This window comes from Neptunicoccus sediminis, from assembly GCF_001719615.1.
Classification (GTDB): domain Bacteria; phylum Pseudomonadota; class Alphaproteobacteria; order Rhodobacterales; family Rhodobacteraceae; genus Amylibacter; species Amylibacter sediminis.
In genome coordinates, this window is the sequence record NZ_MDVX01000002.1 from 506168 (window position 1) to 530576 (window position 24409).

A 24409-nucleotide genomic window follows, 5' to 3' on the forward strand; every position below is an offset into this window, starting at 1 on the left:
GGGTGGACGGGCGGGATTTTCAGGCCCGTTGCGAAATGTCCCTCAACAACCCGATGTGGCGGGACACCGGACAGGGGTGTATGTCATCGCGCAACAGCCTGCCGCAAAGCGTTGGTCCAGTTCTTCACGCGAGCCTTGTTCACCCCTAGATCAGACCGCCCGAAGCGGGAGCGGGAATAGACCAGCAGCGCGGATTTTCCATTCGCCACAGGTCCGATGCGCACGGAAATATAATCGGGGTAGCCCATCAGTTTGCTGCGCTGCACATAGGTGATCCAATAGTCGTTATCCGCTTCTGCCAGAACGCTGACCCGCGGCTGGGCCATGGCAACCTTGTGAAACGCCGATGCCAGTTCCGCAGGTGGCATATCGAAAACCTCGGCGGGGGCATCGCTGCCGTCCCGCATCAAGAACTGGTTCGGCTTGGCGGTTTTTTCTACCGACGCGGGGTCTTTGTGCCATGTCGCCGGATCACTCGGCGCGAAGCGGAACCAGATCAGCGCCGCAACGATACCTGCAATTAGAAACCAGCCCAGCATGACAATTCCCTTTTTCAATAGCGCCTTACACGGCGACTTTGGTGACGTCTTCGGTCTCAATCTGCTCTGCGCGTTTCTCAACCTGTTCGACGATATGTTCGATCATCTGGTCGTTGGACATCTTATGGCTCTGCGCCCCCGCCAGATAGACCATGCCGGACCCCGCCCCGCCGCCGGTAAAACCGACATCCGTCATCAGCGCCTCGCCCGGTCCGTTTACCACGCAACCGATGATCGACAGGCTCATCGGGGTTTTGATATGCTCAAGCCGTTTCTCGAGGATTTCAACGGTTTTAATCACGTCAAACCCCTGCCGCGCACAGGACGGGCAGGAAATAATGTTCACACCGCGATGCCGCAACCCGAGCGATTTCAGGATCTCAAAGCCGACTTTGACCTCTTCCACCGGATCGGCAGACAGGCTGACCCGCAGGGTATCCCCGATCCCCATCCACAAAAGGTTGCCAAGCCCGATGGCGGATTTGATTGTGCCGGATGTCAGCCCGCCAGCCTCGGTAATGCCCAGATGGATCGGCGCGTCTGTTGCCTCGGCCAGACCCTGATAGGCAGCGGCGGCCATGAACACATCAGAGGCTTTGACGCTGATCTTGTATTCGTGGAAATCATTATCGTCGAGAATGCGCATATGATCGAGACCGCTCTCGATCATCGCTTCGGGACAAGGCTCGCCGTATTTATCCAGAAGATGTTTCTCCAGCGAACCGGCGTTGACCCCGATGCGGATGGAGCATCCGTGATCCCGCGCGGCTTTTACGACCTCGCGCACCCGCTCGGGGCTGCCGATGTTGCCGGGGTTGATCCGCAGACAAGCCGCGCCTGCCTCGGCGGCCTCAATCGCGCGCTTGTAGTGAAAATGGATGTCCGCCACCAACGGCACCGGGCTTTCCCGCACAATTTCGTGCATGGCTTTTGTGCTGGCCTCATCCGGGCAGGAGACACGAACAATATCGGCCCCCGCTTCGGCGCAGGCCTGAATCTGCTTTATTGTCGCTGCCGCATCATTGGTCAGCGTGTTGGTCATGGTTTGCACCGAAATCGGCGCATCGCCCCCCACAGGTACAGACCCCACATGGATCTGACGGGATTTACGGCGGTAAATATTGCGCCACGGGCGCACGGCATTCAGGGACATAGGATTTCCTGACGAGTATTCGGTTTCTAATGCATATAGGGTGTTTTACATGCAGCGACGAGTGCTGCAATGCCGCAGATCAGTTTGACCCGCTTGCGTCGGCAACAGGGTTCATCCCGTTCAAAGGAGGCGCCAGTGGCGTGGTGAACAAATCCGTGGCCAGAGCCATCGTTTCGGTCACGGTATCTTTACCCAAGGCCACGTCCCGCACCACACCGCCCCGTCGGCCGACCGGACCATAGGTGTTATCCCCGACCATCACGAAAACTGCGCCCGCATTGCCGGCCCGCAGTTTCGCCCCGTCCACATCGGCGGGAATGCGATAGCGTTCGCCCGCATCAAGGATTTTCTCAAACAGCACAGACCCATCGTCGAAATAGACCCGTATCCACGCCGGTTTCAGTGCGACCACATCCACAGGCGGCGGGCCTTCGGCTACAACGCGCGGTGCGACCTCTTCCACCTGCTCTACAACGGGGGGGTGCACATCGCGGGGTTGCAAATCCGCATAGGCGCCAATGCTACCCGCATTGAAAGATGAAATCGGCGCATCCCGCGCCACCATTTGCGGCACTTCCAGTTCGGTCGGGCGGTATAGCTGATCCAGATTGGAGGTCTGGAAATCCGGTGTCGGGTTCAGCGCAACCACATTGTCCTGCTGGGACGTGGGTTCGATCGGCAGGGTCGCCACCTCCGAGGTGACGCCGGGCGTCTGGTTGACCGGAACAAATTGCACGCGCTGGACTTCTTGCAGAACGGCCCAGCTGCCATACCCGAGCCCGCCGACCAGCAGCGCCAGCACCAAAACCGACCCTAGGGCCGATGGCGAAATATTGCTCAGGAAACTGGCGGTGGGCGGCGTCATCGGGATACGGGGCCGCGCGATCGGGTCCGCCGTTGCGGGGCGCACCGGCGTATGCAAAAGCGCTGCGGATTTATTGGCCAGCGAATTGGGCTTTAATTCGGAATGGACACCGCTAAAGCCGCTTTCTTCGCAGAAGCGCACGAAACATTCGTCGGGGTCCATGTCCAGATAGCGGGCGTAGGACCGCACATATCCGGCAATAAACCCCTGTGTCTGAAAGACCGAAGGATCGCAGTTTTCGATAGCAGATATATATGTGGCTTTGATCCGCAGATCCCGTTGGACGTCCAGCAGGGATTTGCCAAGTGTGGCCCGCTCTCCGCGCATCTGATCCCCGAGTGTTACCTCAAACGTATCAAAGCCGCGTGGCTGTTGTTTCCCAAAGCCTTTGTCCATCCAACCTGCCTGACCCCTTGCGTCCGGATATTTGTTTTGCGGTTGCCCCCGCATCGGACGATTCGTTCATCCGTTGTTATATTGCATCCCTACCACAGGATACGTTTTTTGTGCACCCCCGTGCACAAAAATTGTTGCATTTTTCGTGGCGGCGAAAAACCGCCCAGAAACGGGTTTGCTACGGGCGATTTCGGACCTATCCGACCATATCCATTCGGTTCAGCGCACATTGCCCCCACAACCCGTCGAGCGCCGAAACCAGATCGTTGATCATGGCATCCGTGTGGACCGGAGAGGGCGTGAAGCGCAGACGTTCCGTTCCGCGCGGCACAGTAGGAAAGTTGATCGGCTGGACGTAAATACCGTGGTTTTCCAACAACATATCCGACAGCATCTTGCATTTGACCGGATTGCCCACGTGGACCGGAACGATATGGCTACCCTGATCGTCAAGTGGAAGGTTCAGGGCGCGTAGGCGGGTTTTCAACAAAGCCGCCTTTTGCTGGTGCAATCCGCGCAGGGCGTTATCCGTCTTGAGATGCTTGACCGAGGCTGCCGCAGCGGCGGCAACAGCGGGTGGCAGGGAGGTGGTGAAGATAAAGCCCGGCGCATAGGAGCGCACCGCATCGGCCAGACGGTCAGAGGTCGCGATATACCCCCCCATCACACCATAGGCCTTGGCCAGTGTCCCGTTGATGATGTCGATCCGGCCCGCAAGATTGTCCCGCTCTGTGATGCCCCCGCCGCGCGGACCGTAAAGCCCAACAGCGTGAACTTCGTCGATATAAGTCAGAGCGTTGAATTCATCCGCTAGGTCGCAAATCTCCTCAATCGGGGCAAAATCCCCGTCCATTGAATAAAGCGATTCAAATGCGATCAGTTTTGGCGTGTCGGCGGGCAGCTTTTCCAGAAGGCTGCGCAGATGGGCCACGTCATTGTGGGCAAAGACGTGTTTTTCACCGAATCCGTGGCGGATTCCTTCGATCATAGAGGCGTGGTTCAGTTCATCCGAGAGGATCACCAGACCGGGGAAGAGTTTGGGCAGCACCGAAAGCGTCGCCTCATTCGCGTTATAGGCCGAGGTAAAAAGAACCGCGCGTTCCTTGCCGTGCAGATCGGCCAGTTCTTCTTCAAGATCATGGTGATAGGCGGTGTTACCGGAAATATTGCGGGTGCCGCCAGAACCGGCACCTGCGTCATCCGCGGCAGATTTCAGCGCATCCAGCACTGTAGGGTGTTGCCCCATTCCCAGATAGTCGTTGCCACACCAAACGGTAATTTCCGATTCGCTGCCATCGGGTTTGGACCAGATCGCACGGGGGAACTGTTGGTTCATCCGGCGGATATTCTGGAACACGCGATACCGCCCCTCTTCGTGCAGACGGTTCAACGCATTGTCGATATGTTGTTCATAATCCATAGGTGGCACCCTAAACTTGCGGCCCGAACGTCGGGTCGATACCCAGATAGGGTATTATAACCCGAACAGTTAGACCACAAAACGCCGCATCTGTCTGCCGGATTATCCCTGCCAAACCGCGAAATTTTCGCGTTTTGGCCCGCCTGTTTCAAATAACCGAGAGATTTTCTGAACACTGGATACAGTTCCGGCGGACCTGACACCCGTCACAGGGCGCATATCGCGGGCTTAGTAGATATAGCGAATCTGATCGGTCCAGTAACGCTCCACCCGGCGCAGCACTGTGTTGATGTTCTTCAATCCAACGTCCCCGATGACATCATGCCCCACCATGCCGCCGGCATGCCTTTCAAACAGGTCGGTCACGATCGAGCGGATTTCGCGCCCCCGCGATGTCAGCCGGACCCGCACCGCGCGCCGGTCGATTTCACAGCGGTGGTGGTGCATATATCCCGCCTCTACCAGTTTCTTAAGATTATAGGACACGTTAGAGCCCTGATAATATCCGCGTGATTTCAATTCCCCTGCGGTGACTTCGTTATCACCGATATTAAACAGAAGCAGCGCCTGAACCGAATTGATGTCCAGCAGCCCCAACCTTTCGAATTCATCCTTGATCACATCGAGCAACAACCGGTGAAGCCGCTCTACCATTGAAAGGGTTTCGAGATAGGAGCCAAGGAATTCCGACCCTGTCGCGTCCGTTTCGGTTGTGTCTACAGTTGCATGAATGCTCATTAATACTCTCCGCCATTTGCTATTCACAGGCAGAATTGCGGAAAAGTTCGAACAACTGGTTAAAGGGACTCTATTTTTTTCGAAATTACGACTATCTTACTGACAAATTGTCTAAAATTCGCGCCAGTGCAGGGCGGAATTCGTCCGGAACTGGGGCAGCCCCGCTGATCCACGAATATAACACCTGATCCGGCTGGTTCATGAAATGCTCATGCGCGTCGAGCGCGTCGGCATCCAGATTTGCCAGTTCTGTATCTGCGAAACGGCCCAAAATCAGGTCCATCTCTTTCATACCACGCCGCCACGATCGCATACGCAGCCTGCGCAGGCGGGTTTCATAGGGTTCGTCTTTGGGGTGCATCTGTTCCATACCGCCTTCTAGAACGGCGGTATGGAACAGGCAAGACCCGCAGCATCAGGGTTTTCCTTGCACCCTGCGCGGCGCACTCCTAAGACAGAGCAAAACACTATGAGGGGTCATTCATGTCTGATTTTCTGTCAAAAACGCTGGATCGGGTGAAACCCTCCCCCACGATTATGATTTCCGCAAAAGCGGCAGAGCTGAAAGCCGCCGGACGGGACGTTATCGCGCTGAGCGCGGGCGAACCGGATTTCGATACGCCGGACAACATCAAGGCCGCCGCCAAATCCGCGATTGACGCGGGCAAGACGAAATACACCGCTCCGGACGGCATCATTGAGTTGAAACAGGCGGTTTGTGCCAAGTTCAAACGGGACAACGGGCTGGAGTATACACCGGATCAGGTCTCGATTTCCTCGGGTGGTAAACAGGTGCTTTATAATGCGCTGATGGCCACGCTGAACCCCGGCGACGAAGTGGTGATCCCTGCGCCTTATTGGGTGTCCTATCCCGATATGGTTCTGCTGGCCGGGGGCACCCCTGTTGTGGCCGACACCTCGATCCAGACGGGTTTCAAGCTGACCGCCGACCAGCTGGAAGCGGCGATCACGCCGAAAACCAAATGGTTGATCTTTAACTCGCCGTCCAATCCCTCCGGTGCAGGCTACAGCCACGCCGAGCTGAAAGAGCTGACAGATGTACTGCTGCGCCATCCCCATGTCTGGGTGATGACCGACGATATGTATGAACATCTCGCTTACGGCGATTTCAAATTCTGCACCCCTGCGGAAGTGGAGCCAAAGCTGTACGAGCGGACCCTGACCGTGAATGGCGTCTCCAAAGCCTACGCGATGACAGGCTGGCGCATCGGATATGCGGCCGGACCAAAACATCTGATCGGGGCGATGCGCAAGATCCAGTCGCAATCCACATCGAACCCCAGCTCCGTCAGCCAGTGGGCGGCGGTTGAGGCATTAAACGGCGCACAGGATTACATCGAAACCTCCCGCCCTGTGTTTCAGGACCGCCGCGATCTGGTGGTGGATATGCTGAATAACGCGCAAGGCATCACCTGCCCTACCCCGGACGGGGCTTTTTATGTCTATCCGTCGATTGCAGGGTGCATCGGCAAGACAACACAGAACGGCGTAAAGATCACCTCTGACGAGGTGTTTGCGACCGAACTGCTGGAAGAAGAAGGCGTTGCCGTTGTCTTTGGCGCGGCCTTTGGTCTGTCACCGAACTTCCGCGTCAGCTATGCCACATCCAGTGAAGAGTTGACGGATGCCTGCACCCGCATCCAGACCTTCTGCGCCCGTCTGAAATAGGAATACCAATGGCCGACCTGCAAAACCTGTTCTTCCGTGTTCGCGAAAATGGCGCGGCGGTGTATCGTGTTGATGCCGAGAACCGCCAGCGCCGTCTGGACATGCAACAAATCGCTGTGGTGAATATCCGCTCTGGCGAGGTGAAACCGCAAGGGGATCAGATTCCCACGGCAGCCGAGCGCAACGAGATCGACGCTTGGGTTGTGGCGCGGCGCAAGATTATCGAAGAGCGGCGCATTGACGATTTGCTGCGCACCACGGACCACCTGAATCTGACAGCGCAATGGGTGCAGACCCGCGCCACGGACGAGCAGATCGAGATGTTTGCCGATGATTTGCTGATGGCGATGCACGATCTGCGCACGGTGATTGTGCGGCGCAAGGCGGACGGGCTGTCTAAAAAGTAACGCGCTGGCCGTTATCTGGAAATTGAGTATTTCTGGAACATTGAAGCCGGAGCGCCCTGCGCCATTCAGACGGGAAGAATCGTTGTGCTTTTGATTTCTTCCATTGAAAGCAAAGCGGTGACGTTGAAGATTTTCACCTCAGAGATCAGCGCCTGATAGAAGGTGTCATAAGCTTTGGCATTGCTGACCCGCACCTTCAGGATATAGTCAATGTCCCCTGCAAGTCGGTGCGCCTCCATCACTTCGGGGCGTTCCAGCAGGGTTTTCAGGAAGGCATCCTGCCAGCTTTGATCGTGTTCGGATGTACGGATAAGCACAAAGAAACAAGCCTCTAGCCCCAGCATCTCGGGATCGACCAAGGTTGTCTGGCCGCGGATCAGTCCCGACTCGCGCATTTTGCGGATGCGGTTCCAGACCGGTGTCTTGCTGGCGCCCACCGTGCGGGCAATATCGTCAAGCGATTGCGAGGCATCCTTTTGCAATTCCGCAAGGATTTTCCGGTCCAGAGGGTCTAGCGCGATGGACATTTTGTCTTTCCTCTCAATTTGCGACGTTTGTTCCTGAACGGTGGCGCTCAAAAGTCATATTTTCCTATTTCACGTCAAAACTGGTTTGTAAATGGAATTTCTTCCTTAAAACCGCTATATCCGGTCTAACGAATTGAAAGTGGACGGGACAATGAAGCATTTTCCGATCTTTGTGAATCTTGTGAACCAGCGGGTTTTGCTGGCAGGCGGCGGTGAAACGGCGGTGGCAAAGCTGCGGCTGATCCTCAAGACGGAAGCCGAGGTTCACGTCTTTGCGCCGCAAGCGGTAGAGCTGATTGAAAGCTGGGCCAAAGCGGGGCGCATCACCCTGCACCGCCGCAATATGCGGGCGGGCGATGTGGATGGTGCACGTCTGGTCTATGCAGCGCAAGACGATGATGCAGCGGATGCGCGCGTGGCGGCATTGGGTCGTGCGGGCGGTGCGCTGGTGAACATCGTGGACAATCTGCAAGACAGCCAGTTTATCACCCCCGCTATCGTAGACCGCGATCCGGTCACGGTTGCCATCGGCACCGAAGGCGCGGCTCCGGTTCTTGCCCGTCACATCAAGGCACAGGTGGAAGAGTCCCTGCCCCCGTCCCTTGGCGCACTTGCCCGTCTCGGTCAGGCGTTTCGCAGCGCAGTTGAGGTTCTTCCCATGGGGCGCAAGCGGCGGGATTTCTGGTCGCGGTTTTACTTTGAGCGCGGTCCGAAGGCGCTGACCTCCGGCGGCGAACAGGCGGTGCGCACAGAGTTAAAAGACCTGCTGGCGCAGACAATCGCGGCCAAACGCAGTGCAGGGCGTGTCGATCTGGTGGGGGCTGGACCGGGGGATGCGGAACTGCTGACCCTGCGGGCACGCAAACTGCTGCACGAGGCAGACGTTGTGCTGCACGACCAGATGGTCACGAGCGAGATTCTAGAACTGGCGCGGCGCGAAGCCATCGTGGTTGAAACCGGCAAACGGGGCTTTGGCGAAAGCTGGTCGCAGGCGGACATTAACGATCTGATGATTTCTCATGCGGCGCAGGGCCACCATGTGGTGCGTTTGAAATCCGGTGATCCAGCCATGTTTGCGCGGCTCGACGAAGAAATGGATGCGCTTGATGCGGCGGGTGTGGACTGGGCGATTGTTCCGGGCATCACGGCAGCGTCGGCGGCGGCTGCGGGGGCTGGACTGTCCCTGACGCAACGGGGGCGCAATTCTGCGCTCAAGTTCCTGACCGCCCATGATGTGAACGGCTTTGCCGATCAGGACTGGCGCGATCTGGCCAAACCGGATGCGGTGGCCGCAGTCTACATGGGCAAGAAAGCCGCGAGCTTCCTGCGCGGGCGTCTGATGATGCACGGCGCAAACGGCGAGACACCTGTGACAGTTGTCGAAAACGCCTCCCGCGCCAACCAGCGCATTTTACAGGCAACCCTGTTGAGCTTGCCTGAAATCCTCAACGCCTCGGATGTGTCCGGTCCTGCAGTGATGCTGCTGGGTCTGGCACCACGGGCGGCAGCGCAAGTGGCGCTTGACCTTGATATTGACGAAATGGAGCAAGCCTGATGGCCAAGAAATTTACCCCGAAGGTTCTGACCGCAAACCATCTTCTGTCCGGTGACGTGATTTACTGGGACGAGAAAGGCGATTGGGCCGATGCGTTTGAAGATGCGCTTTATCTCGACACGGAAAAACTGGCCCATCACGTGCTGACCCTTGCGGAAAAGCAACAGGATGTGATCGTCGGCCCTTATCTGGCAGATGCGGCCCTTGGCCCTGACGATAAACCGATGCCGGCCCATTTCCGCGAAACATTCCGGATGACCGGACCCAGCAATTACCACCACGGCAAGCAAGCAGAGGCTTAACCCATGTATTCCTACAGCCAGTTTGACAAAGATTTCATTGCCGAGCGCAACAAACAGTTCCGCGCACAGGTGGAACGGCGCATCGACGGTTCCCTGACAGAAACCGAATTCAAGCCGCTGCGCCTGATGAACGGACTGTATCTGCAACTGCACGCCTATATGCTGCGGGTGGCCATTCCCTATGGCACGCTGCGCTCCGCCCAGATGCGCCAGCTGGCCATGATTGCCGAGAAATTCGACAAGGGCTACGGGCATTTTACCACGCGCCAGAATATCCAGTTCAACTGGCCCAAGCTGCGGGACGTGCCTGATATTCTCGACGCGCTGGCAGAGGTAGAGATGCACGCGATCCAGACCTCTGGCAACTGTGTGCGCAACGTGACCTCGGATCATTTTGCCGGTGCCGCTGCGGATGAAATCGAAGACCCCCGCCCCACAGCCGAACTGCTGCGCCAGTGGTCCACCGACCACCCTGAATTCGCTTTTCTGGGTCGCAAATTCAAGATTGCCGTGGTGGGCTCTGAAACCGACCGCGCCGTGACCAAATCCCACGACATCGGCTTGCGCATGGTGCGCGGTGCGAATGGCGAGGCCGGTTACGAAGTCATCGTGGGCGGTGGTCTGGGCCGCACGCCAATGGTGGGCAAGGTCATCCGTGACTTCCTGCCAGCCGAAGACCTGCTGCCCTATGTGGAAAGCATCCTTCAGGTCTATAACCGTCTGGGGCGGCGCGATAACAAATATAAGGCGCGGATCAAGATCACCGTGCATGAAAACGGGCTGGACGTGATCCGCGACGAGGTGGAAAAAGCCTTTGTCCTGCAACGGCAGGCTTTTGGCGGCTACGATCAGGAGCTTTACGCGTCGATCAAGGAAGCCTTTGCGCCGCCTGCCTTTATCGACGCGCCACTGGATGCGTTTTACGCCGCACAGAATGCTGATGCGTCTTTCCGCTCTTTTGTGGATACCAATCTGGCCGAACACAAGAATCCCGATTACGCCATCGTGACCATTTCGACCAAGGCCCACGGCAAGACGCCGGGCGATGCGACTGCGGAGCAGATGCGCGTGATGGCGGATCTGGCCGAAACCTACGGCCACGACGAATTGCGCATCAGCCACGAGCAGAACGTGATCCTGCCCCATGTGCATAAATCGCACCTGCCCGAAATCTACGCCCGTCTGCGCGAAGCCGGACTTGCCACAGCGAATATCGGGCTGATTTCCGACATTATCGCCTGCCCCGGCATGGACTACTGTGCGCTGGCGACTGCCCGTTCCATTCCTGTGGCCCAACAGATCGCCACACGGTTTGACGAGCTGAAGCTGGAGCATGACATCGGTGCGCTGAAGATCAAGATTTCAGGCTGCATTAACGCCTGTGGCCACCACCACGTGGGGCACATCGGCATTCTGGGTCTGGATCGGGCCGGTGTTGAAAATTACCAGATCACGCTTGGCGGGGATCACACGGAAACCGCTGCAATCGGGGAACGGGCCGGACCGGGGTTCGCCTATGACGAGATCGTTCCCGCCATCGAGCGCCTGATTTACGGGTATCTCGACCTACGCAGCAGCGCCGATGAGACCTTTCTCGAAACTTACCGCCGTTTGGGGGCCGCACCGTTCAAGGCTGTGCTTTATCCCGCCGAACAAATCGCAGCCGAATAGGAGCCACGTGCCATGCCATTAGAAGCCGCTTATCTGACTGTTCCCGAACGTGTAGAGATGCTGAACTCCAGCTATCGCCACCACGCTGCAATCCCTGTGCTGACAGAGGCGTTGAACGATCCTTTGCTCGGAAACGTGGCGTTGGTGTCCTCTTTCGGGGCGGAATCGGTTGTTCTGTTGCATATGGTTGCCACCATCAAACCGAATACGCCGGTGGTGATGATCGACACGGAAATGTTGTTTCCCGAAACGCTCGACTATCAGGCAGAAGTGGCGGAAAAGCTGGGGTTGACCAATATGCGTATCGTGCGGGCGGATGCTGCGGCTCTCGCTGCGGCGGATCCTGACGGAACCCTGCACCAGACAGCGCCCGATGCCTGCTGTGCCCTGCGCAAGACCGAACCCTTGCAACAGGCACTGGGCGATTATGACGCATGGATTACAGGGCGCAAACGGTTCCAAAGCGGGCAGCGTGCGGTATTGGACCTGTTTGAAAGCGAAGACGACATCCGCATCAAGATCAACCCGCTGGCCCACTGGCGCCAGCAGGATCTGATCGCCTATATGGAAAACAATGCCCTGCCCCGCCATCCGCTGGTGGCCAAAGGCTATCCGTCGATCGGCTGTGCGCCGTGCACCACGCCGGTCGGCCGTAATGAAGATCCCCGCTCGGGCCGCTGGCGCGGGCAGGACAAGGTCGAATGTGGCATCCACTTCGGCGCAGATGGCAAGATCGTCAGAGGAGCCTGAGACATGACACATACCGTACTTATTCAGGACAGCGGCTTTGTTCAGGACGACTGGACAGGCCCGCTGCTCGACTGGGATGTGGCGACACAGGGCGGCGCGGAACCCAAGCGCGGTTACGGGCTGGATGTGCCCAATACCGTGACGGCTGAACAGTTGCAGCCGTATTTTGAGACCGTGGGTATGATCCGCATCTTCTTTCCAAACGCCCATGACGGGCGCGGCTTCACCATTGCCCGCACTGCGCGTCTGCTCGGCTATAAGGGACGGTTGCGCGCCTATGGCCATGTGATCGCGGATCAATACGCTATGGCGCGGCGTGTAGGCTTTGACGAGGTGGAAATCGAACAGAGCATTGCCAACCGCCAGCCCGAAGACCAGTGGCTTGCCCGCGCCAACTGGACCGAACACCGCTACCTAAACAGGTTGCAAAAATCAGCATAATTGTTATTACACTAACAATTGACCTTTCGACAGGAATACGACAATGACGGATCAGAATCCTATTACCACGACCGAGGCCAAGCCTGTGCCAGTTCTTCCCGACGCCCAAACCGTCACCAAAGTTACCCATTACACCGAACAACTGTTCTCGTTTCGTGTGACCCGTCCGGCCAGCCTGCGCTTTCGCTCGGGCGAGTTTGTGATGATCGGACTGATGGGCGATCCCGATCCGAAAACCGGCAAGCAGAAACCCCTGCTGCGGGCCTATTCCATCGCCTCGCCCAGCTGGGACGACGAGCTGGAGTTCTATTCGATTAAGGTGCAGGACGGTCCGCTGACGTCCAAACTGCAGAACATTCAGGTTGGCGACGAAGTGATCGTGCGCCCCAAACCTGTCGGCACGCTGGTTCTGGATGCGCTGCTGCCTGCCAAACGGATGTATTTCATCGCTACAGGCACCGGCATCGCACCGTTCGCCTCGCTGATCCGTGATCCCGACCTGTATGAACGCTATGACGAAGTGATCCTTTGCCACACCTGCCGCGAAACGGCCGACCTGAAATACGGTGCCGATCTGGTGGCCTCTCTGTCTGACGACCCGCTGATTGGCGAAGTTGTGGGCGACAAGCTGAAGTATTTCCCGACCACTACACAAGAACCCAGCGCACGTATGGGCCGGATCACCCATTTGTTGAAAGACGGGGAAGTGGCCAAGGAATTCGGCCTGCCCCCGCTCAACCCTGAAACCGACCGTTTGATGGTCTGTGGTTCTATGGGACTGAATGTGGACATCAAAGCCATCTGCGAGTCCGCAGGCATGACCGAAGGCTCCAACAGCCAGCCTGCCGATTTTGTAGTCGAAAAAGCCTTCGTCGGCTAAGCGACCTCCAAGTTACATCACAATCGAAAGCCTCCGGACACGGGGGCTTTTTTCGTTTTCAGGTCCGAAATGGCGGGGCGGGCAGCCTGAAGGGGTTGTCATAAATCCTGTCACAAAGCGAAAAGTGCCGTGCGCCTGTTTTGGCCGGCGCTGCGCTACCAGATGGCAAAACGATGCGGGTCTGGAAAAATATACCTCAAGTTAAATTTATTTAATTCAACGCTTTATACGCGATCAACCTTATTGCACGGGCGGGCGGAACGGGGCAAACCTTCCCCCAGTGGAATGTTACAACAGCTAAACTACCTGTTATACACATCCATGTGAGTAGCTATTGATCGAAACTCGCAGCTACCCTCAACCTATCGCACTCCCTTAATTAAAGCGGTGCGCCAACAAGTTTACGACAGAGAGGAACACACAATGTCCAAATCCATGAAATCGCTGGCCGTTGCATCTGCCGTCGCAGCGGCAGTTGTCTCCCACGCGAATACTGCCTCTGCGCAGTCCAAGGAAAAATGTTACGGCGTTTCGCTGGCCGGTCAAAACGGCTGCGCGGCAGGTCCGGGCACATCCTGTGCCGGTACATCCACAGTGGATTACCAAGGCAACGCATGGTCGCTGGTCGATGCTGGCACCTGCACAGAAATTAAACTGCCCGAAATGGCAGACGGCACAGCCCGCAGCGGTTCGACCGAAGCATTGGAGCGTGATCTGCCAAGCTGATCTCAGCCGACACACTACGGGTGCCGGCCGCAGATATGGCCGGCACCCCCTTAACCCGCCACCCGCAGCTTCAGGGAGTTTTCACAATGCTGGACGCACAGCCAAAAAGACCGGAAAAGGTGCCAAACCGCGCCGGAGTTGGTTTCAAGGCGCAACATCTGGACGGCATTTTGAAAGACCCCGACAGCATCGGCTGGATTGAAATCCACGCTGAGAATTACATGGGGGACGGCGGCCGCCCGATTGCACAATTGCGCCACCTGAGAGAGCAATTTCCCGTTTCTTGTCATGGAGTTGGCCTGTCGATCGGGGCGGAAGTTCCGCTTGATCGGGACCATCTGGCGCGCCTCAAAAAGCTGGTGAACTGGTTGGAGCCCGGCCTGTTTTCCGAACATCTCGCATGGTCCACCCATGACAGCCATTTCCTGAACGACCTGCTGCCCGTGCCCTACACACATGCCACTGTGGACCGCGTTGTAGCGCATATCAATCAGGTTCAGGACACGGTTGGACGGCAGATGCTGCTGGAAAACCCCTCGACCTACATAGCATTCGAGGAAAGCGACCGTTCTGAAATCGACTTTCTGCGCGAAGTGTCCGAGCGCTCCGGTTGTGGCCTGTTGCTTGACGTGAACAACGTCTTTGTCTCTGCAACTAACCAGAATTATTCGCCCCAAGCCTACATCGACGCCTTCCCAACCGAACGGGTCGGTGAACTACACCTTGGCGGCCATGAACAAGACGCCGATGACTTCGGCGCGACCCTGCTGATTGACAGTCATTCCCGCCCTGTGGTCGATCCTGTTTGGGCGCTCTATGAATACACACTGGCCAAGGCTGGTCCCTGCCCGACCCTGATCGAGTGGGACAATGACATTCCCGAATGGGACGTGCTGGCACGTGAGGCCGCCCGCGCCGACCAGTTGCTCTCTGCCGTTCCGGCAGCACAGGCAAGCTGATGGCCGTGCAATCCCAGTTCGCACAGGCGCTGCTTGATCCGGCGCACCCCGTACCGGACGGGGTGGTTGATCCGTCGGGCCGTCCTGCGGGAAAGCGGTTCAACGTCTATCGCAACAATGTGGTGGTTAGCCTGCTTGATGCGATGGAGACTGCTTTTCCGGTGATCCGCAAACTGATCGGGACTGAAAACTTTCGCAATCTGGCTGGGCTTTATGTGCGCCAGCACCCGCCAAAATCGCCGCTTCTGATGTTCTATGGCACTGATTTTCCGGCATTTCTGGACGGTTTCACGCCGCTGGCCCATGTGCCCTATCTGGCGGATGTGGCGCGGCTGGAACTGGCACGGCGCAGCGCCTATCACGCCGCAGATGCAACGCCTGTGCCCGCTGATGCGCTGTCCCAGATCGCCCCTGCCAGGTTGATGCACCTGCGCTTTACACTTGCGCCTGCCCTACAAATTGTCCCGAGCCCCTATCCCGTGGTGGCCCTCTGGGACTATAACATGACGCCTGACGCGCCCCAGCCACCGGCCGAGGCCCAGACCGCCCTTATTACCCGACCCGCATTTGATTTGCACATGCAGGTCATCCCCCCCGCAGTGGCTGCCTTTCTTGGCGCCTTGCGACAGGGGAACCCCCTCGACACCGCTTTCGACACCGCCAGCGCCCTTGATGGCGCCTTCGATCTTACCGCCGGGATTGTGCTTCTACTGCAATCCGAGCTGATCGTTGAAATACACCTGTAAAGGAAATTCAATGTCTGCAGTTCTTCTCCGCTATCATTCCCTCTTGGACTCCGCTCTACGCAGAGTGGAGGACTGGCTGTTGCCCACACTTGCAAGGTTTGTCTTTGCCGCAGTGCTGCTGTGGTACTTCTGGCAATCCGCCTTTACCAAAACCGGGGACGGACTATTGGGATTTTTGTCCCCGACAGAGAACGCTTACATCCAGATCTTCCCCAAAAGGTTTGAGGCAGCGGGCTATGACATTACCCAGATGGGCACCTTTGAATGGCTGGTTGCAGTGGCCGGGACCAGCGCAGAAATCCTGCTGCCGTTTCTGATCCTGATCGGGTTGTTCACCCGTCTGGCCGCCCTTGGCATGGTGGTTTTCGTGACGGTGCAAACGCTCGTCGATGTTTACGGGCACGACATCGCAGGCAAGACGCTGGGCACGTGGTTTGACGGCCCCTCTGACAGCTTGATCCTTGACCAGCGGCTGATGTGGCTGTTGCTCTTTGCGGTATTGATCACCAAAGGTGCCGGTCCGCTGTCCATCGACCGGCTGTTGCTGCAAGTCACGAAGCCGAAAGATATTTCTCCTGAACTGCCTTCGTCCAGCCGAGCGTGAGCACGCCCTCCGCTTCAATTACCGGACGTTTCATCAGCGTTGGATGGGCGGCCAGCAGGTCCAGCGGATCGCGCCCGCGCTCAGCCTCGTCCAATCCCCGCCATGTGGTAGAGCGGGTGTTCAGCAGATCCGACCCGAAGGCCTGATAGAATCGCGCAAGATCTGCCGCTGCAATTCCATCGGCCCGCACATCCACATAGACCGGTTCAAACCCCGCCCCTTGCAATGCCTTCAGCGCCTTGCGACAGGTGTCGCAGGTTTTCAATCCGTAAAATCTCATGGCAAATTCCCCGTGTTTACGGGCTTTTTCTATCGCTTCGGCACAATTTCGCAACCTGCGGACATCATAAAACCTTCACTTGCAAAAAATAAAAGGGTGAGTCATAGATTCTGGTGTGAGGTTCATCTTTATACGATCCGCTCCTTCTTTGATGTAGCAGACGCGACCTAAGACCCTGAGCTACACCATCAGCCGCAGCACAGTGCGGGCGGCGAAAAACGATAGGAGCGCCACGTTATGGCAACCGGAACAGTAAAATGGTTCAACTCAACCAAAGGTTACGGCTTTATCCAGCCGGACGCCGGTGGAGCCGATGTATTCGTACACGTTTCCGCTGTTGAGCGTGCAGGTCTGAACGGCCTGAACGACAACCAGAAAATCTCTTTTGAAGTTGAAACAGGCCGGAACGGTCGCGAAGCCGCGACTGATCTGAAACTGACAGACTAAACCGAATTACACAGCATTCCAAAAGGCCCCGTCGCATGCCGCGCGGGGCCTTTTTTTTGTCTTAGGTGGCTGTTTCGTTGTCTGGAATGACGGCTGCATCAAAGGGGGTAGCATCGCTCCAGTTGCTGCCGGTGGCCAGCACGCAGGCCATGCCGTTGGGATAACTGAGCAGGATCGAAAAACTGCCGGTCTGCGCCGAGCTCCACAGCTCGACCACGCGGGTAGCGCTGCTTAGGCCCGCGCCGCGCCGCACCTCTTGATAGGTTTGCGCCAGATGGGTGACGATCTCTGCTCTGGGTCCGCAAGGGGCCGCAGCAACAGGCGGTGCCAGAGCGGCCATGCCAAAGACCAGCGCTGTGGATGTGAGACGTTTAAACATGATATACTCCTTCGCATGTGACGAAAGGAGCAGAGGTCAGGGGTTTTGACCTGATACGGCGGGTGCCGTTGGCCCCTTTCGGGGTGGGTCATGCCATTAATATCGGTGCGTATAACCTGTCAGACAAGGGGTTTCACAGGATTGTGTCGAATGGGCTGCGCCGCGGGACACGCCCGCAGCGCCGCATTTCAGCTGCGCCAGTCCAGCAGGTGACGCTCCACCAAGCCGATCACAGTGCTGACCACAACGCCCAGAACCGACAGGATCAGCACGCCGGCAAACAGGCGTTCCAGATCGTAAAGCGCACCCGCCTCAAGGATGTAGGCGCCGATGCCATATTCCGCGCCCAGCATTTCAGCTGCGACCAGCAGGATAATGGCAATCGCCAGACTGATCCGCAGCCCCGACAGGATACCCGGCATGGCACCGGGCAGCACGATTTTGCGCACGATGGACAACCACGACAGGCCAAAGCTTTGCCCCATACGGATCAGGCTGCGATCCACATTATCCACCGCGCCATAGGTGGCCACCACTGTCGGGGTGAAGGTGCCAAAGGCGATCAGCGCGTATTTGGAACCTTCATCAATGCCAAACCAGATCACAAACAGCGGCAGCAGGGCAATTTTGGGGATCGGGAAAATCGCCGCCACCAGCGGCACCAATCCGGCCCGCACATAGGAAAACAGCCCGATCAGCACCCCGACCCCTATCCCGAAGCTCGCCCCCAGTGCGGCACCGACCACCAAACGGGACAACGACGGCGACAGGTGTTTGTAAAGCAGACCCGACTGATGCAGATCTATCAGCGTTTGCAAAACGTCAGAGGGTTTGGGCAGGGTCAAAGCGGAAATCCATCCCGCCCGCGTGCCCCATTCGGCAATAGCGATCAACAGGACAAAGACCACACCACCGACCCAGCGTTTGCGTTCGGGTGCGAAACCACCGCCGCGAAAGCTGACGGTTCGGGCCTCGGTACGGGCTGCGGCGGGGGGGTGGGACAGTGTCGTATCAGACATCAAGCAACTCCGCATCTGCTGCGCGGGCTTCGTCCCGCATCAATTGCCAGAGGTGCCTTTGCTGGCGGTCCAGTTCGGGATCACCAAACTGACGCTCGGCCAGAGGGGTGTCCAGATGCACGATCTCGCGGATCTGGCCGGGCCTGCGGGACAGCACCACGATGGAATGGCCCAGACGCACGGCCTCGGCCAGATTATGGGTGACATAGACGGCGGTGAACGGCGTGCGGGTCCACAGGGACACCAGATCGTCCATCAACAGCTCCCGCGTCTGACTGTCGAGCGCGGATAAAGGCTCGTCCATCAGCATCACAGCCGGATTCACCGCCAAAGCGCGGGCAATCGCGACGCGCTGTTTCATGCCGCCCGAAAGCTGTTTGGGCAGCGCCTTGGCGAAATCCGTCAGTTTGGTCCGCGCCAGCACATCGTCAATGATCTCTTTCGCGGCCGCCCCCTTGATGCCGTGATCTTCCAGCACCAGCGAAATATTCCCCGCCACACTGCGCCACGGCAGCAGGGCAAAGTCCTGAAAAATATAGGTCAGCGGGTTGAGACAATCCGCAGGCGGCGTGCCCACTTGCAGCACGCGGCCCTGTTTGGGGCGCTCCAGCCCGCCAATAAACCGCAACAGCGTGGATTTCCCACAGCCGGACGGTCCCACAATGCAGACAATCCTGCCGTGGGGAATTTCAAGAGAGATGTCGCGCATCACCTCGAAGCTATCGTAGGAATGGCTGACATTTTCCAAACGGATGTCCATTGGCGCAGGCTCCGGTAAAGGGTTGCGGGGCGCACGAATGCCGCCCCGCTTTTAGTGTTTCAGGAAAGGAAAGGACTGGCCGGATCAGGCCTTGATGGTTTCCACGTAAGATGCGTCTACCAGCGTGTCGAGCGTGATATCGGCATCCACCAGACCTTCGGACTGGAACCAGCTTAACTGGTCCTGAATCGAAGCCGTATTCAGTGCTGCATTCTCGTTCAGACGCATGGTGCCATTGATGATCGACGGTGCCGCCTTTTCGCGCGGACGGTCGGTGTAAACGTATTTATGGATCAGATCGACCATCTGGTTCACGCCATCCTCACCGCCTGATTTCGCGATCATGGCTGCGTTATAATCCGCTACCCCTTTGGAATAGCCGTTCAGGAAGCCTTCGGTCATACCCCGTTCGTCCGCTGCATTCTTGGCAGAGGTAAAGACAGTCGTGACCTGATAATTCGGGATATAATCCGCCACGTCCCCGATGATATGCACCGCGCCGGAGCCTGCCAGCGGTTTGGCGATATGGGGCACGATGGACCAGGCATCAATCTGGCCGGACTTCAGCGCACCGATGATCGCGCCGACCTTTTGCAGTGGTTTGAAGCTGACATTTGCGCCCTCTGCGCCCGCAATCTTGGACCCCATGTAATGGAAGGACGAACCGGCAGTGGAAATCCCGAAGGTCTTGCCATCCAGCCCCGCAGGTGAGGTGAGACCGGCCTGATACGCCGCATCAGAAGCGAGGATTTTCTGCCCGTCGATGCCTTTTTCTTCGGACAGCGCCCCGCCGATCACCTTGATCGCGCCTTTTTGTGCAAGCGAAATCAGGCCACCGGACACAGCCGTGACTGCGTAATCTACATCCCCCGAGGCAATCGCCACGGCCATAGGCTGGGCCGCCTGAAAGAACTTGAACTCCACATCCAGTCCGGCCTGCGCGAAATAATCGCGCTCATAGGCGACGAAGCTGCCGGAGTGGGAGGTGAAGCGCAGCGCGCCCACGGTAATCTTTTTGTTGCTGGCCAGCGCAGGGGCCGCCAGTGTCGAGGCCGCAGCCGCGCCCCCCATCAGGATCAGTGCCTTACGGCGGTTCAGTGTCATCATGGTATCCTCCCAGTGATTTGGTTTCAGTGTCGTTTGTTAATTCGGCGGCTCTGCCCGCAGTTCTGCTTCAATATCCATCGCCAGCACCGCCAGTGCAGTTTTGACGTCCCGTTCCAGCACCGCATCCAGAAGCGCCTGTTGTCGGGCCTTGCGGCGGTCAAAATCCAGACGGCCTTCCCGCAGCAGCGCCAACCGGAAACGGCGGGACTGGTTAAAAAACTTCTCTTGCAGGTCCATCAGTCGCGGCGAACCGCAAGCCTCGATCAGTGTGGCTGTGAAAGCTTTGCACGCCTCGTCCCATTGCAGCGCGGTCAGGTCATCCGGCGTTGCCGCCACGGCGGTTTCGGCTTTGCGCAAACCGTGATGGGCGGCCATCACCCTGCCCTCCCACTGCACATCACCGTGCTGCAAAGCCAGCTCCAGCGCTGCAGTTTCGATCTGGCAGCGCACCATGATGATGTCGCGCAGGTCTTCTTCGGTTGCGCTGGTCACGCGAAAACCCCGCTGGGTCGTGGACTCAACCAGCCCTTCGGCAGACAGCAGCCGCAATGTTTCGCGCATGGAATGGTTCGAGCCGCCATACCGCTGGCGCAACTGTGCGATTTTAAGCTTCTGATCCGGCATCAAAGACCCGAACGCAATATCGCGCCGCAGGGCCGAGGCCAGCATCGCAACGATTGAATCATCCTCACCAGTGGTGCGCTTGAAAATCATGATGTCCAGTATTTCACAAAATGTTGGACATTTTTTGCCCCTATTCCTGCCGCGCGTCAATGGCAATTGGCAGAACCAACCGCGCCTGCCCTGATCCTTACGAATAATTGCACCGGCAAGCGCTTAGCGGCCCGCTTTGCCGTTGACAGATCAACTAAAAACCCGATCAATGCGGAAGAGTATCCCGATAGAAAAGACCGCTTGAGATGGATGAACAATTATACCTAGTCGGCCTCAACAACCGCAAACTGCACTACGCCGAAATCATCACCTACCGCATTGCGCAACTGCACGCGCGGTTCAATGCGCAATCGACGCGGATCATCCAGACAGTCAGCGACGTGTCTCTGGCGCAGTGGCGCATACTGTCGGTTGTAAATTCAGCCGAGGATGTCACCCACTCCAAGATCGCGCATATTTCAAAGATCGACAAAGGCCAGATCAGCCGCGCTGTGAAATCCCTGATCAAACAAGGCTATCTGGAAACAGAGCACGACACAGAGGATCACCGCAAATCCTATCTGCGTTTGACCGCTTCCGCGTCGGATCTACTGGCCAGAAGCCTGCCGCTGATGCAGCGCAGGCACGATTTCCTGCACGATTCCCTAACAGAAGAGCAACGCAAGGTCCTGTTCAAAGCCTTTGACACGCTTGACGACCTGACGGAACGCACAGATTTTTCTGACTGACGCCAGTCCCGCGCGGCCAACTCTCTCGCGCAGGACTGATTGATCCGGCCTGCGGGTTACACAGGCGTCAGGGTCAGATCGTCGATAACTATATTGGACCCATCCAGCGCATAAATCTCAACCGCATTGATGCCGTCGAATTTGCTGTCGAAGTCGGCAGAAGGATCGTCAAACAATGCGCTGTTAAAGTCGATCACTGTCGCAGCTGTCGAGGCGTGAACAACGAAGTCGAACGTGTCAACTTCGACGTGGTCGCTGGAATAATTAGAAAAGGACCCAAAATTGGCATCCTCGGTGAGTACGGCGCGATATGCGACCAACCGGATCGTGATGTAATCCGACTGCACGGGGTTGATGGAAATTGTTTCCAGATTGAATGCAGCGCCATAGCCAAAATCTTCACCATTGTTGTAATCCGCCATGGTCTGACCAGCAGGAAGATATCCGTGGTTCATAGCTGCGTTTTCGATCCTTTGGGTTGCCGCATCGTCGTAGATCGCAAATGGATTGCCCGAACCGCCCTCCGAAGGCGTTACGAGCACGTTGTCGCCGCCTGCAGTTGTCTGCCCGTTAGAAAGTCCTTGTTGCAGGCGTGAAGGATCGCCACCATCTTCATCTGTTTCAACCACATTTCCCTGGCCGTTGAAGATGAAGCCATCCACACCGTCAATAACCATAGTGTTAGTGTCGGCCGGAGAATACTCCTCAAAATCGAAGAGTGTCTTGGGCGGTGTGTCCTCAGCAGGATCAGATGCGGCAATCGTGATGGAACCTGTCGTCGACGCATTCTCGGCACCAGAATCATCCGTTGCGGTGAAATTTAACACGACTGGCACCTCATCCCCGTCAGTCAGTCCCACATCCGAAATATCAAACGTCAATACGTTAGAGGTTGGATCAAAGCTGCTGTAGATCGTGTTGGGCACACCGCCGTCTTCGGCACCCCCAATAGAGACGGACACATCCGAGAAATTGATACCGTCACTATCGGCATCACTGGCCAAATCATCCAGATCGAAACTGACAACAGTTCCTACTACGTGAAGGCGATTTGATTCATAAAGGGTAGAACCGCCGTCCACATAGGTCACGAGATCGTATCCGTCGCCGGCGATTTCCACTCCGTAAATCGGACCGGAGATCGTCGGTGCGTTGTTCTCTGACGGGCTCGGGGTGTAGGGGCCATCTATATTCAGCGTGACAGTCCCGTCGGCTGTTGCATTCGCCTCCCCGGTGTTGTCATTCACCGTCACCGAAAATTCGGTCGTTATAGAATCTCCATCCCCCAATGAGTAGATATCAGGATCGGTATAGAAAACATGCAATGTCGTTCCACGAACCTCGTGATCCAGAAGTGTACCGCTGCTTATGGAAACGGTGAACGAAAGATCATCCAGATCCGCATCCGAAGCATATTCCGTCAGATCAATCACGATGTTCCTGTCGGTTGCCATTTCATCCACAACTGTATCGGTAAACACCGGTTGGTTGTTCGGCGTATCCACCTCTTCCACGGGTCCGTCACCGTCTTCAATCGTTAACTGGATGGTTCCGGTGTCAAAGCTGTTTGCTTTGCCTGCCCCGTCGTTGACCTCGTAAGAGATTTCAAGACCGACCTCGGGCGCAACGCCCGTCGTCTCGTCCGGCTCAATATTGAACTGGGCAGGATCAATCGTCAGAACACCGTTGTCCAATGAATATTCAACCGTTCCATCGCGACCGGAGCCGGTGATCACGATATTTCCAAACGTCAGAACGGTTCCTGAATCCGCATCCGATGCAAGGTCTTTCAGGTCAATAACGATCGGGGCGGTATCCCCTTTGCGCAGCGCAGCATCCTGTGCAACCGGCGCGGTGTTTGTGTTGACGGGCGTTGGATCGTTCGACCCGTTCACCGTCAGGTCGAATGACATCAATACCGAACTGTTGGCAGCACCACTGCCGTCATCCGCTTTGAATGTCATAACCCCGTTGAACGTGTCGCCCAAAGCAAGATCCAACTCACTTGGATCAAGGCTGAACTGGCCGCCCGTGAACGCCATCCCGACCGGAACCGCCCGCCCTGTGTCATTGTTTATCAGGCTGACGAATGAATACTCCAGATCTGTCGTCTCGACATCGCTGACATAACTGGCGAGATCAAACACGAACGCGCCGTCTGCCTCATTTATGACCGCACCCGGTATCGCCCCCACAAGCACGGGCGCGTCATTTACAGAGGCCACGTCCACCAGCACCGTTTTCGTAACCGTGCCGCCGTTTCCATCGCTGACGGAGTAGCTGAAGCTGTCAGAGCCGAAGAAATTCGCAGCGGCCGTATAGGTATAAGACCCGTCAGCCGCAACGGATGCAGTGCCATTCGTCGCAGCGGTATTAAGCGCAAAGGTCAGACTGTCCCCGTCCACATCCGTGGCCAGCAGAGTTCCCGTCAGATCGGTGTCCTCATCCGCGGCCGCTTCAGCGGTCAACGCCTCGGGCGCATCATTCACGGCATTAACGGTCAAGTGTACCGTCTGCGTATCCGTCCCGCCGTTCCCGTCACTCACCGTATAGGTAAAGCTGTCGCTGCCGTTAAAGTTCAGTCCGGGCGAATAGGCAAAAGAACCGTCCGCACGCAGCGCGACCGACCCGTTTGTCCCATCCGTC

At 57.2% G+C, this 24409-nt stretch carries 28 protein-coding genes; 14 read left to right on the forward strand and 14 right to left on the reverse strand.

Annotation, left to right across the window (positions count from 1 at the left end):
* Nucleotides 1-83 precede the first annotated feature (83 nt).
* The 6 genes from BFV97_RS06320 to BFV97_RS06345 form a co-directional block, all read right to left on the reverse strand.
* Complete coding sequence (locus tag BFV97_RS06320) at nucleotides 84-539, reverse strand: DUF1499 domain-containing protein (RefSeq protein WP_069299477.1); 456 nt, start codon at nucleotides 537-539, stop codon at nucleotides 84-86.
* A gap of 25 nt (nucleotides 540-564) precedes the next feature.
* Nucleotides 565-1692: a flavodoxin-dependent (E)-4-hydroxy-3-methylbut-2-enyl-diphosphate synthase gene (gene ispG, locus BFV97_RS06325; RefSeq protein WP_069299478.1), complete on the reverse strand. Its 1128-nt coding sequence runs from the start codon at nucleotides 1690-1692 to the stop codon at nucleotides 565-567.
* Between the two features lie 79 nt (nucleotides 1693-1771).
* On the reverse strand, nucleotides 1772-2953 hold the full coding sequence (locus BFV97_RS06330) for a helix-turn-helix domain-containing protein (protein WP_069299539.1): 1182 nt from the start codon (nucleotides 2951-2953) through the stop codon (nucleotides 1772-1774).
* Nucleotides 2954-3149: 196 nt separating this feature from the next.
* Entirely contained in the window at nucleotides 3150-4373 is a 1224-nt protein-coding gene (gene hemA, locus BFV97_RS06335) for a 5-aminolevulinate synthase (protein ID WP_069299479.1), read from the reverse strand.
* Between the two features lie 228 nt (nucleotides 4374-4601).
* Nucleotides 4602-5111 (reverse strand): MarR family winged helix-turn-helix transcriptional regulator, encoded by a 510-nt coding sequence (locus BFV97_RS06340; protein ID WP_069299480.1) that lies wholly within the window; start codon nucleotides 5109-5111, stop codon nucleotides 4602-4604.
* Between the two features lie 91 nt (nucleotides 5112-5202).
* The gene (locus BFV97_RS06345; RefSeq protein WP_245667605.1) at nucleotides 5203-5481 is read right to left on the reverse strand and encodes an FAD assembly factor SdhE; all 279 of its coding nucleotides are present in this window, start codon (nucleotides 5479-5481) and stop codon (nucleotides 5203-5205) included.
* A gap of 113 nt (nucleotides 5482-5594) precedes the next feature.
* On the opposite strand from BFV97_RS06345, the gene BFV97_RS06350 reads away from it, so the two are divergent.
* Nucleotides 5595-6800 (forward strand): pyridoxal phosphate-dependent aminotransferase, encoded by a 1206-nt coding sequence (locus tag BFV97_RS06350; RefSeq protein WP_069299481.1) that lies wholly within the window; start codon nucleotides 5595-5597, stop codon nucleotides 6798-6800.
* Between the two features lie 8 nt (nucleotides 6801-6808).
* Entirely contained in the window at nucleotides 6809-7207 is a 399-nt protein-coding gene (locus BFV97_RS06355; RefSeq protein ID WP_069299482.1) for a hypothetical protein, read from the forward strand.
* 65 nt (nucleotides 7208-7272) lie between these two features.
* Here the strand turns inward: BFV97_RS06355 and BFV97_RS06360 are convergent, their stop codons facing one another.
* Nucleotides 7273-7734, reverse strand: a complete 462-nt coding sequence (locus BFV97_RS06360) for an Lrp/AsnC family transcriptional regulator (protein WP_069299483.1) — start codon at nucleotides 7732-7734, stop codon at nucleotides 7273-7275.
* Nucleotides 7735-7885: 151 nt separating this feature from the next.
* Here BFV97_RS06360 and cysG point away from each other — a divergent pair, with 151 nt between their 5' ends.
* From cysG to BFV97_RS06410, 10 genes are all read left to right on the forward strand, one after another.
* Nucleotides 7886-9289 (forward strand): siroheme synthase CysG, encoded by a 1404-nt coding sequence (gene cysG / locus BFV97_RS06365; protein ID WP_069299484.1) that lies wholly within the window; start codon nucleotides 7886-7888, stop codon nucleotides 9287-9289.
* Nucleotides 9289-9591, forward strand: a complete 303-nt coding sequence (locus tag BFV97_RS06370; protein WP_069299485.1) for a DUF2849 domain-containing protein — start codon at nucleotides 9289-9291, stop codon at nucleotides 9589-9591. The genes cysG and BFV97_RS06370 overlap by 1 nt, the downstream gene beginning before the upstream one ends.
* Nucleotides 9592-9594: 3 nt before the next feature.
* Entirely contained in the window at nucleotides 9595-11262 is a 1668-nt protein-coding gene (locus BFV97_RS06375) for a nitrite/sulfite reductase (protein WP_069299486.1), read from the forward strand.
* 12 nt (nucleotides 11263-11274) lie between these two features.
* The gene (locus BFV97_RS06380) at nucleotides 11275-12012 is read left to right on the forward strand and encodes a phosphoadenylyl-sulfate reductase (RefSeq protein ID WP_069299487.1); all 738 of its coding nucleotides are present in this window, start codon (nucleotides 11275-11277) and stop codon (nucleotides 12010-12012) included.
* Between the two features lie 3 nt (nucleotides 12013-12015).
* Nucleotides 12016-12453: a DUF934 domain-containing protein gene (locus tag BFV97_RS06385; RefSeq protein ID WP_069299488.1), complete on the forward strand. Its 438-nt coding sequence runs from the start codon at nucleotides 12016-12018 to the stop codon at nucleotides 12451-12453.
* Between the two features lie 43 nt (nucleotides 12454-12496).
* The gene (locus BFV97_RS06390; RefSeq protein WP_069299489.1) at nucleotides 12497-13333 is read left to right on the forward strand and encodes a ferredoxin--NADP reductase; all 837 of its coding nucleotides are present in this window, start codon (nucleotides 12497-12499) and stop codon (nucleotides 13331-13333) included.
* Nucleotides 13334-13756: 423 nt separating this feature from the next.
* Nucleotides 13757-14059 (forward strand): BufA1 family periplasmic bufferin-type metallophore, encoded by a 303-nt coding sequence (locus BFV97_RS06395; RefSeq protein ID WP_069299490.1) that lies wholly within the window; start codon nucleotides 13757-13759, stop codon nucleotides 14057-14059.
* Between the two features lie 86 nt (nucleotides 14060-14145).
* Entirely contained in the window at nucleotides 14146-15018 is an 873-nt protein-coding gene (gene bufB / locus BFV97_RS06400; protein WP_069299491.1) for an MNIO family bufferin maturase, read from the forward strand.
* On the forward strand, nucleotides 15018-15764 hold the full coding sequence (locus BFV97_RS06405) for an HvfC/BufC family peptide modification chaperone (RefSeq protein WP_069299492.1): 747 nt from the start codon (nucleotides 15018-15020) through the stop codon (nucleotides 15762-15764). The genes bufB and BFV97_RS06405 overlap by 1 nt, the downstream gene beginning before the upstream one ends.
* A gap of 10 nt (nucleotides 15765-15774) precedes the next feature.
* Entirely contained in the window at nucleotides 15775-16368 is a 594-nt protein-coding gene (locus BFV97_RS06410; protein WP_069299493.1) for a DoxX family protein, read from the forward strand.
* On the opposite strand, the gene BFV97_RS06415 is transcribed toward BFV97_RS06410, so the two are convergent.
* Nucleotides 16316-16648, reverse strand: a complete 333-nt coding sequence (locus BFV97_RS06415; protein WP_069299494.1) for an arsenate reductase family protein — start codon at nucleotides 16646-16648, stop codon at nucleotides 16316-16318. The genes BFV97_RS06410 and BFV97_RS06415 overlap by 53 nt on opposite strands.
* 237 nt (nucleotides 16649-16885) lie before the next feature.
* On the opposite strand from BFV97_RS06415, the gene BFV97_RS06420 reads away from it, so the two are divergent.
* The gene (locus BFV97_RS06420) at nucleotides 16886-17095 is read left to right on the forward strand and encodes a cold-shock protein (RefSeq protein ID WP_069299495.1); all 210 of its coding nucleotides are present in this window, start codon (nucleotides 16886-16888) and stop codon (nucleotides 17093-17095) included.
* Between the two features lie 61 nt (nucleotides 17096-17156).
* On the opposite strand, the gene BFV97_RS06425 is transcribed toward BFV97_RS06420, so the two are convergent.
* The 5 genes from BFV97_RS06425 to BFV97_RS06445 form a co-directional block, all read right to left on the reverse strand.
* On the reverse strand, nucleotides 17157-17474 hold the full coding sequence (locus BFV97_RS06425; RefSeq protein WP_069299496.1) for a hypothetical protein: 318 nt from the start codon (nucleotides 17472-17474) through the stop codon (nucleotides 17157-17159).
* A 188-nt stretch (nucleotides 17475-17662) separates the two neighbouring features.
* On the reverse strand, nucleotides 17663-18493 hold the full coding sequence (locus tag BFV97_RS06430) for an ABC transporter permease (protein ID WP_069299497.1): 831 nt from the start codon (nucleotides 18491-18493) through the stop codon (nucleotides 17663-17665).
* Nucleotides 18486-19253, reverse strand: a complete 768-nt coding sequence (locus tag BFV97_RS06435) for an ABC transporter ATP-binding protein (RefSeq protein ID WP_069299498.1) — start codon at nucleotides 19251-19253, stop codon at nucleotides 18486-18488. The genes BFV97_RS06430 and BFV97_RS06435 overlap by 8 nt, the downstream gene beginning before the upstream one ends.
* A gap of 84 nt (nucleotides 19254-19337) precedes the next feature.
* The gene (locus BFV97_RS06440) at nucleotides 19338-20360 is read right to left on the reverse strand and encodes an ABC transporter substrate-binding protein (RefSeq protein ID WP_069299499.1); all 1023 of its coding nucleotides are present in this window, start codon (nucleotides 20358-20360) and stop codon (nucleotides 19338-19340) included.
* Between the two features lie 36 nt (nucleotides 20361-20396).
* Entirely contained in the window at nucleotides 20397-21074 is a 678-nt protein-coding gene (locus BFV97_RS06445; RefSeq protein ID WP_069299500.1) for a GntR family transcriptional regulator, read from the reverse strand.
* A 206-nt stretch (nucleotides 21075-21280) separates the two neighbouring features.
* Between BFV97_RS06445 and BFV97_RS06450 the strand changes: the two genes are divergently transcribed.
* Entirely contained in the window at nucleotides 21281-21763 is a 483-nt protein-coding gene (locus BFV97_RS06450) for a MarR family winged helix-turn-helix transcriptional regulator (RefSeq protein ID WP_069299501.1), read from the forward strand.
* A 56-nt stretch (nucleotides 21764-21819) separates the two neighbouring features.
* On the opposite strand, the gene BFV97_RS06455 is transcribed toward BFV97_RS06450, so the two are convergent.
* Nucleotides 21820-24409, reverse strand: a 2590-nt coding sequence (locus BFV97_RS06455) for a cadherin-like domain-containing protein (protein ID WP_157888275.1), incomplete at its 5' end; no start/stop codon positions are given.

Bases quoted from the DNA above. Each gene is read 5' to 3' on its own strand.
- BFV97_RS06320 (WP_069299477.1), bottom strand. From the start codon at position 539: ATGCTGGGCTGGTTTCTAATTGCAGGTATCGTTGCGGCGCTGATCTGG.
- ispG (WP_069299478.1), bottom strand. From the start codon at position 1,692: ATGTCCCTGAATGCCGTGCGCCCGTGGCGCAATATTTACCGCCGTAAA.
- BFV97_RS06330 (WP_069299539.1), bottom strand. From the start codon at position 2,953: ATGGACAAAGGCTTTGGGAAACAACAGCCACGCGGCTTTGATACGTTT.
- hemA (WP_069299479.1), bottom strand. From the start codon at position 4,373: ATGGATTATGAACAACATATCGACAATGCGTTGAACCGTCTGCACGAA.
- BFV97_RS06340 (WP_069299480.1), bottom strand. From the start codon at position 5,111: ATGAGCATTCATGCAACTGTAGACACAACCGAAACGGACGCGACAGGG.
- BFV97_RS06345 (WP_245667605.1), bottom strand. From the start codon at position 5,481: ATGGAACAGATGCACCCCAAAGACGAACCCTATGAAACCCGCCTGCGC.
- BFV97_RS06350 (WP_069299481.1), top strand. From the start codon at position 5,595: ATGTCTGATTTTCTGTCAAAAACGCTGGATCGGGTGAAACCCTCCCCC.
- BFV97_RS06355 (WP_069299482.1), top strand. From the start codon at position 6,809: ATGGCCGACCTGCAAAACCTGTTCTTCCGTGTTCGCGAAAATGGCGCG.
- BFV97_RS06360 (WP_069299483.1), bottom strand. From the start codon at position 7,734: ATGTCCATCGCGCTAGACCCTCTGGACCGGAAAATCCTTGCGGAATTG.
- cysG (WP_069299484.1), top strand. From the start codon at position 7,886: ATGAAGCATTTTCCGATCTTTGTGAATCTTGTGAACCAGCGGGTTTTG.
- BFV97_RS06370 (WP_069299485.1), top strand. From the start codon at position 9,289: ATGGCCAAGAAATTTACCCCGAAGGTTCTGACCGCAAACCATCTTCTG.
- BFV97_RS06375 (WP_069299486.1), top strand. From the start codon at position 9,595: ATGTATTCCTACAGCCAGTTTGACAAAGATTTCATTGCCGAGCGCAAC.
- BFV97_RS06380 (WP_069299487.1), top strand. From the start codon at position 11,275: ATGCCATTAGAAGCCGCTTATCTGACTGTTCCCGAACGTGTAGAGATG.
- BFV97_RS06385 (WP_069299488.1), top strand. From the start codon at position 12,016: ATGACACATACCGTACTTATTCAGGACAGCGGCTTTGTTCAGGACGAC.
- BFV97_RS06390 (WP_069299489.1), top strand. From the start codon at position 12,497: ATGACGGATCAGAATCCTATTACCACGACCGAGGCCAAGCCTGTGCCA.
- BFV97_RS06395 (WP_069299490.1), top strand. From the start codon at position 13,757: ATGTCCAAATCCATGAAATCGCTGGCCGTTGCATCTGCCGTCGCAGCG.
- bufB (WP_069299491.1), top strand. From the start codon at position 14,146: ATGCTGGACGCACAGCCAAAAAGACCGGAAAAGGTGCCAAACCGCGCC.
- BFV97_RS06405 (WP_069299492.1), top strand. From the start codon at position 15,018: ATGGCCGTGCAATCCCAGTTCGCACAGGCGCTGCTTGATCCGGCGCAC.
- BFV97_RS06410 (WP_069299493.1), top strand. From the start codon at position 15,775: ATGTCTGCAGTTCTTCTCCGCTATCATTCCCTCTTGGACTCCGCTCTA.
- BFV97_RS06415 (WP_069299494.1), bottom strand. From the start codon at position 16,648: ATGAGATTTTACGGATTGAAAACCTGCGACACCTGTCGCAAGGCGCTG.
- BFV97_RS06420 (WP_069299495.1), top strand. From the start codon at position 16,886: ATGGCAACCGGAACAGTAAAATGGTTCAACTCAACCAAAGGTTACGGC.
- BFV97_RS06425 (WP_069299496.1), bottom strand. From the start codon at position 17,474: ATGTTTAAACGTCTCACATCCACAGCGCTGGTCTTTGGCATGGCCGCT.
- BFV97_RS06430 (WP_069299497.1), bottom strand. From the start codon at position 18,493: ATGTCTGATACGACACTGTCCCACCCCCCCGCCGCAGCCCGTACCGAG.
- BFV97_RS06435 (WP_069299498.1), bottom strand. From the start codon at position 19,253: ATGGACATCCGTTTGGAAAATGTCAGCCATTCCTACGATAGCTTCGAG.
- BFV97_RS06440 (WP_069299499.1), bottom strand. From the start codon at position 20,360: ATGATGACACTGAACCGCCGTAAGGCACTGATCCTGATGGGGGGCGCG.
- BFV97_RS06445 (WP_069299500.1), bottom strand. From the start codon at position 21,074: ATGATTTTCAAGCGCACCACTGGTGAGGATGATTCAATCGTTGCGATG.
- BFV97_RS06450 (WP_069299501.1), top strand. From the start codon at position 21,281: ATGGATGAACAATTATACCTAGTCGGCCTCAACAACCGCAAACTGCAC.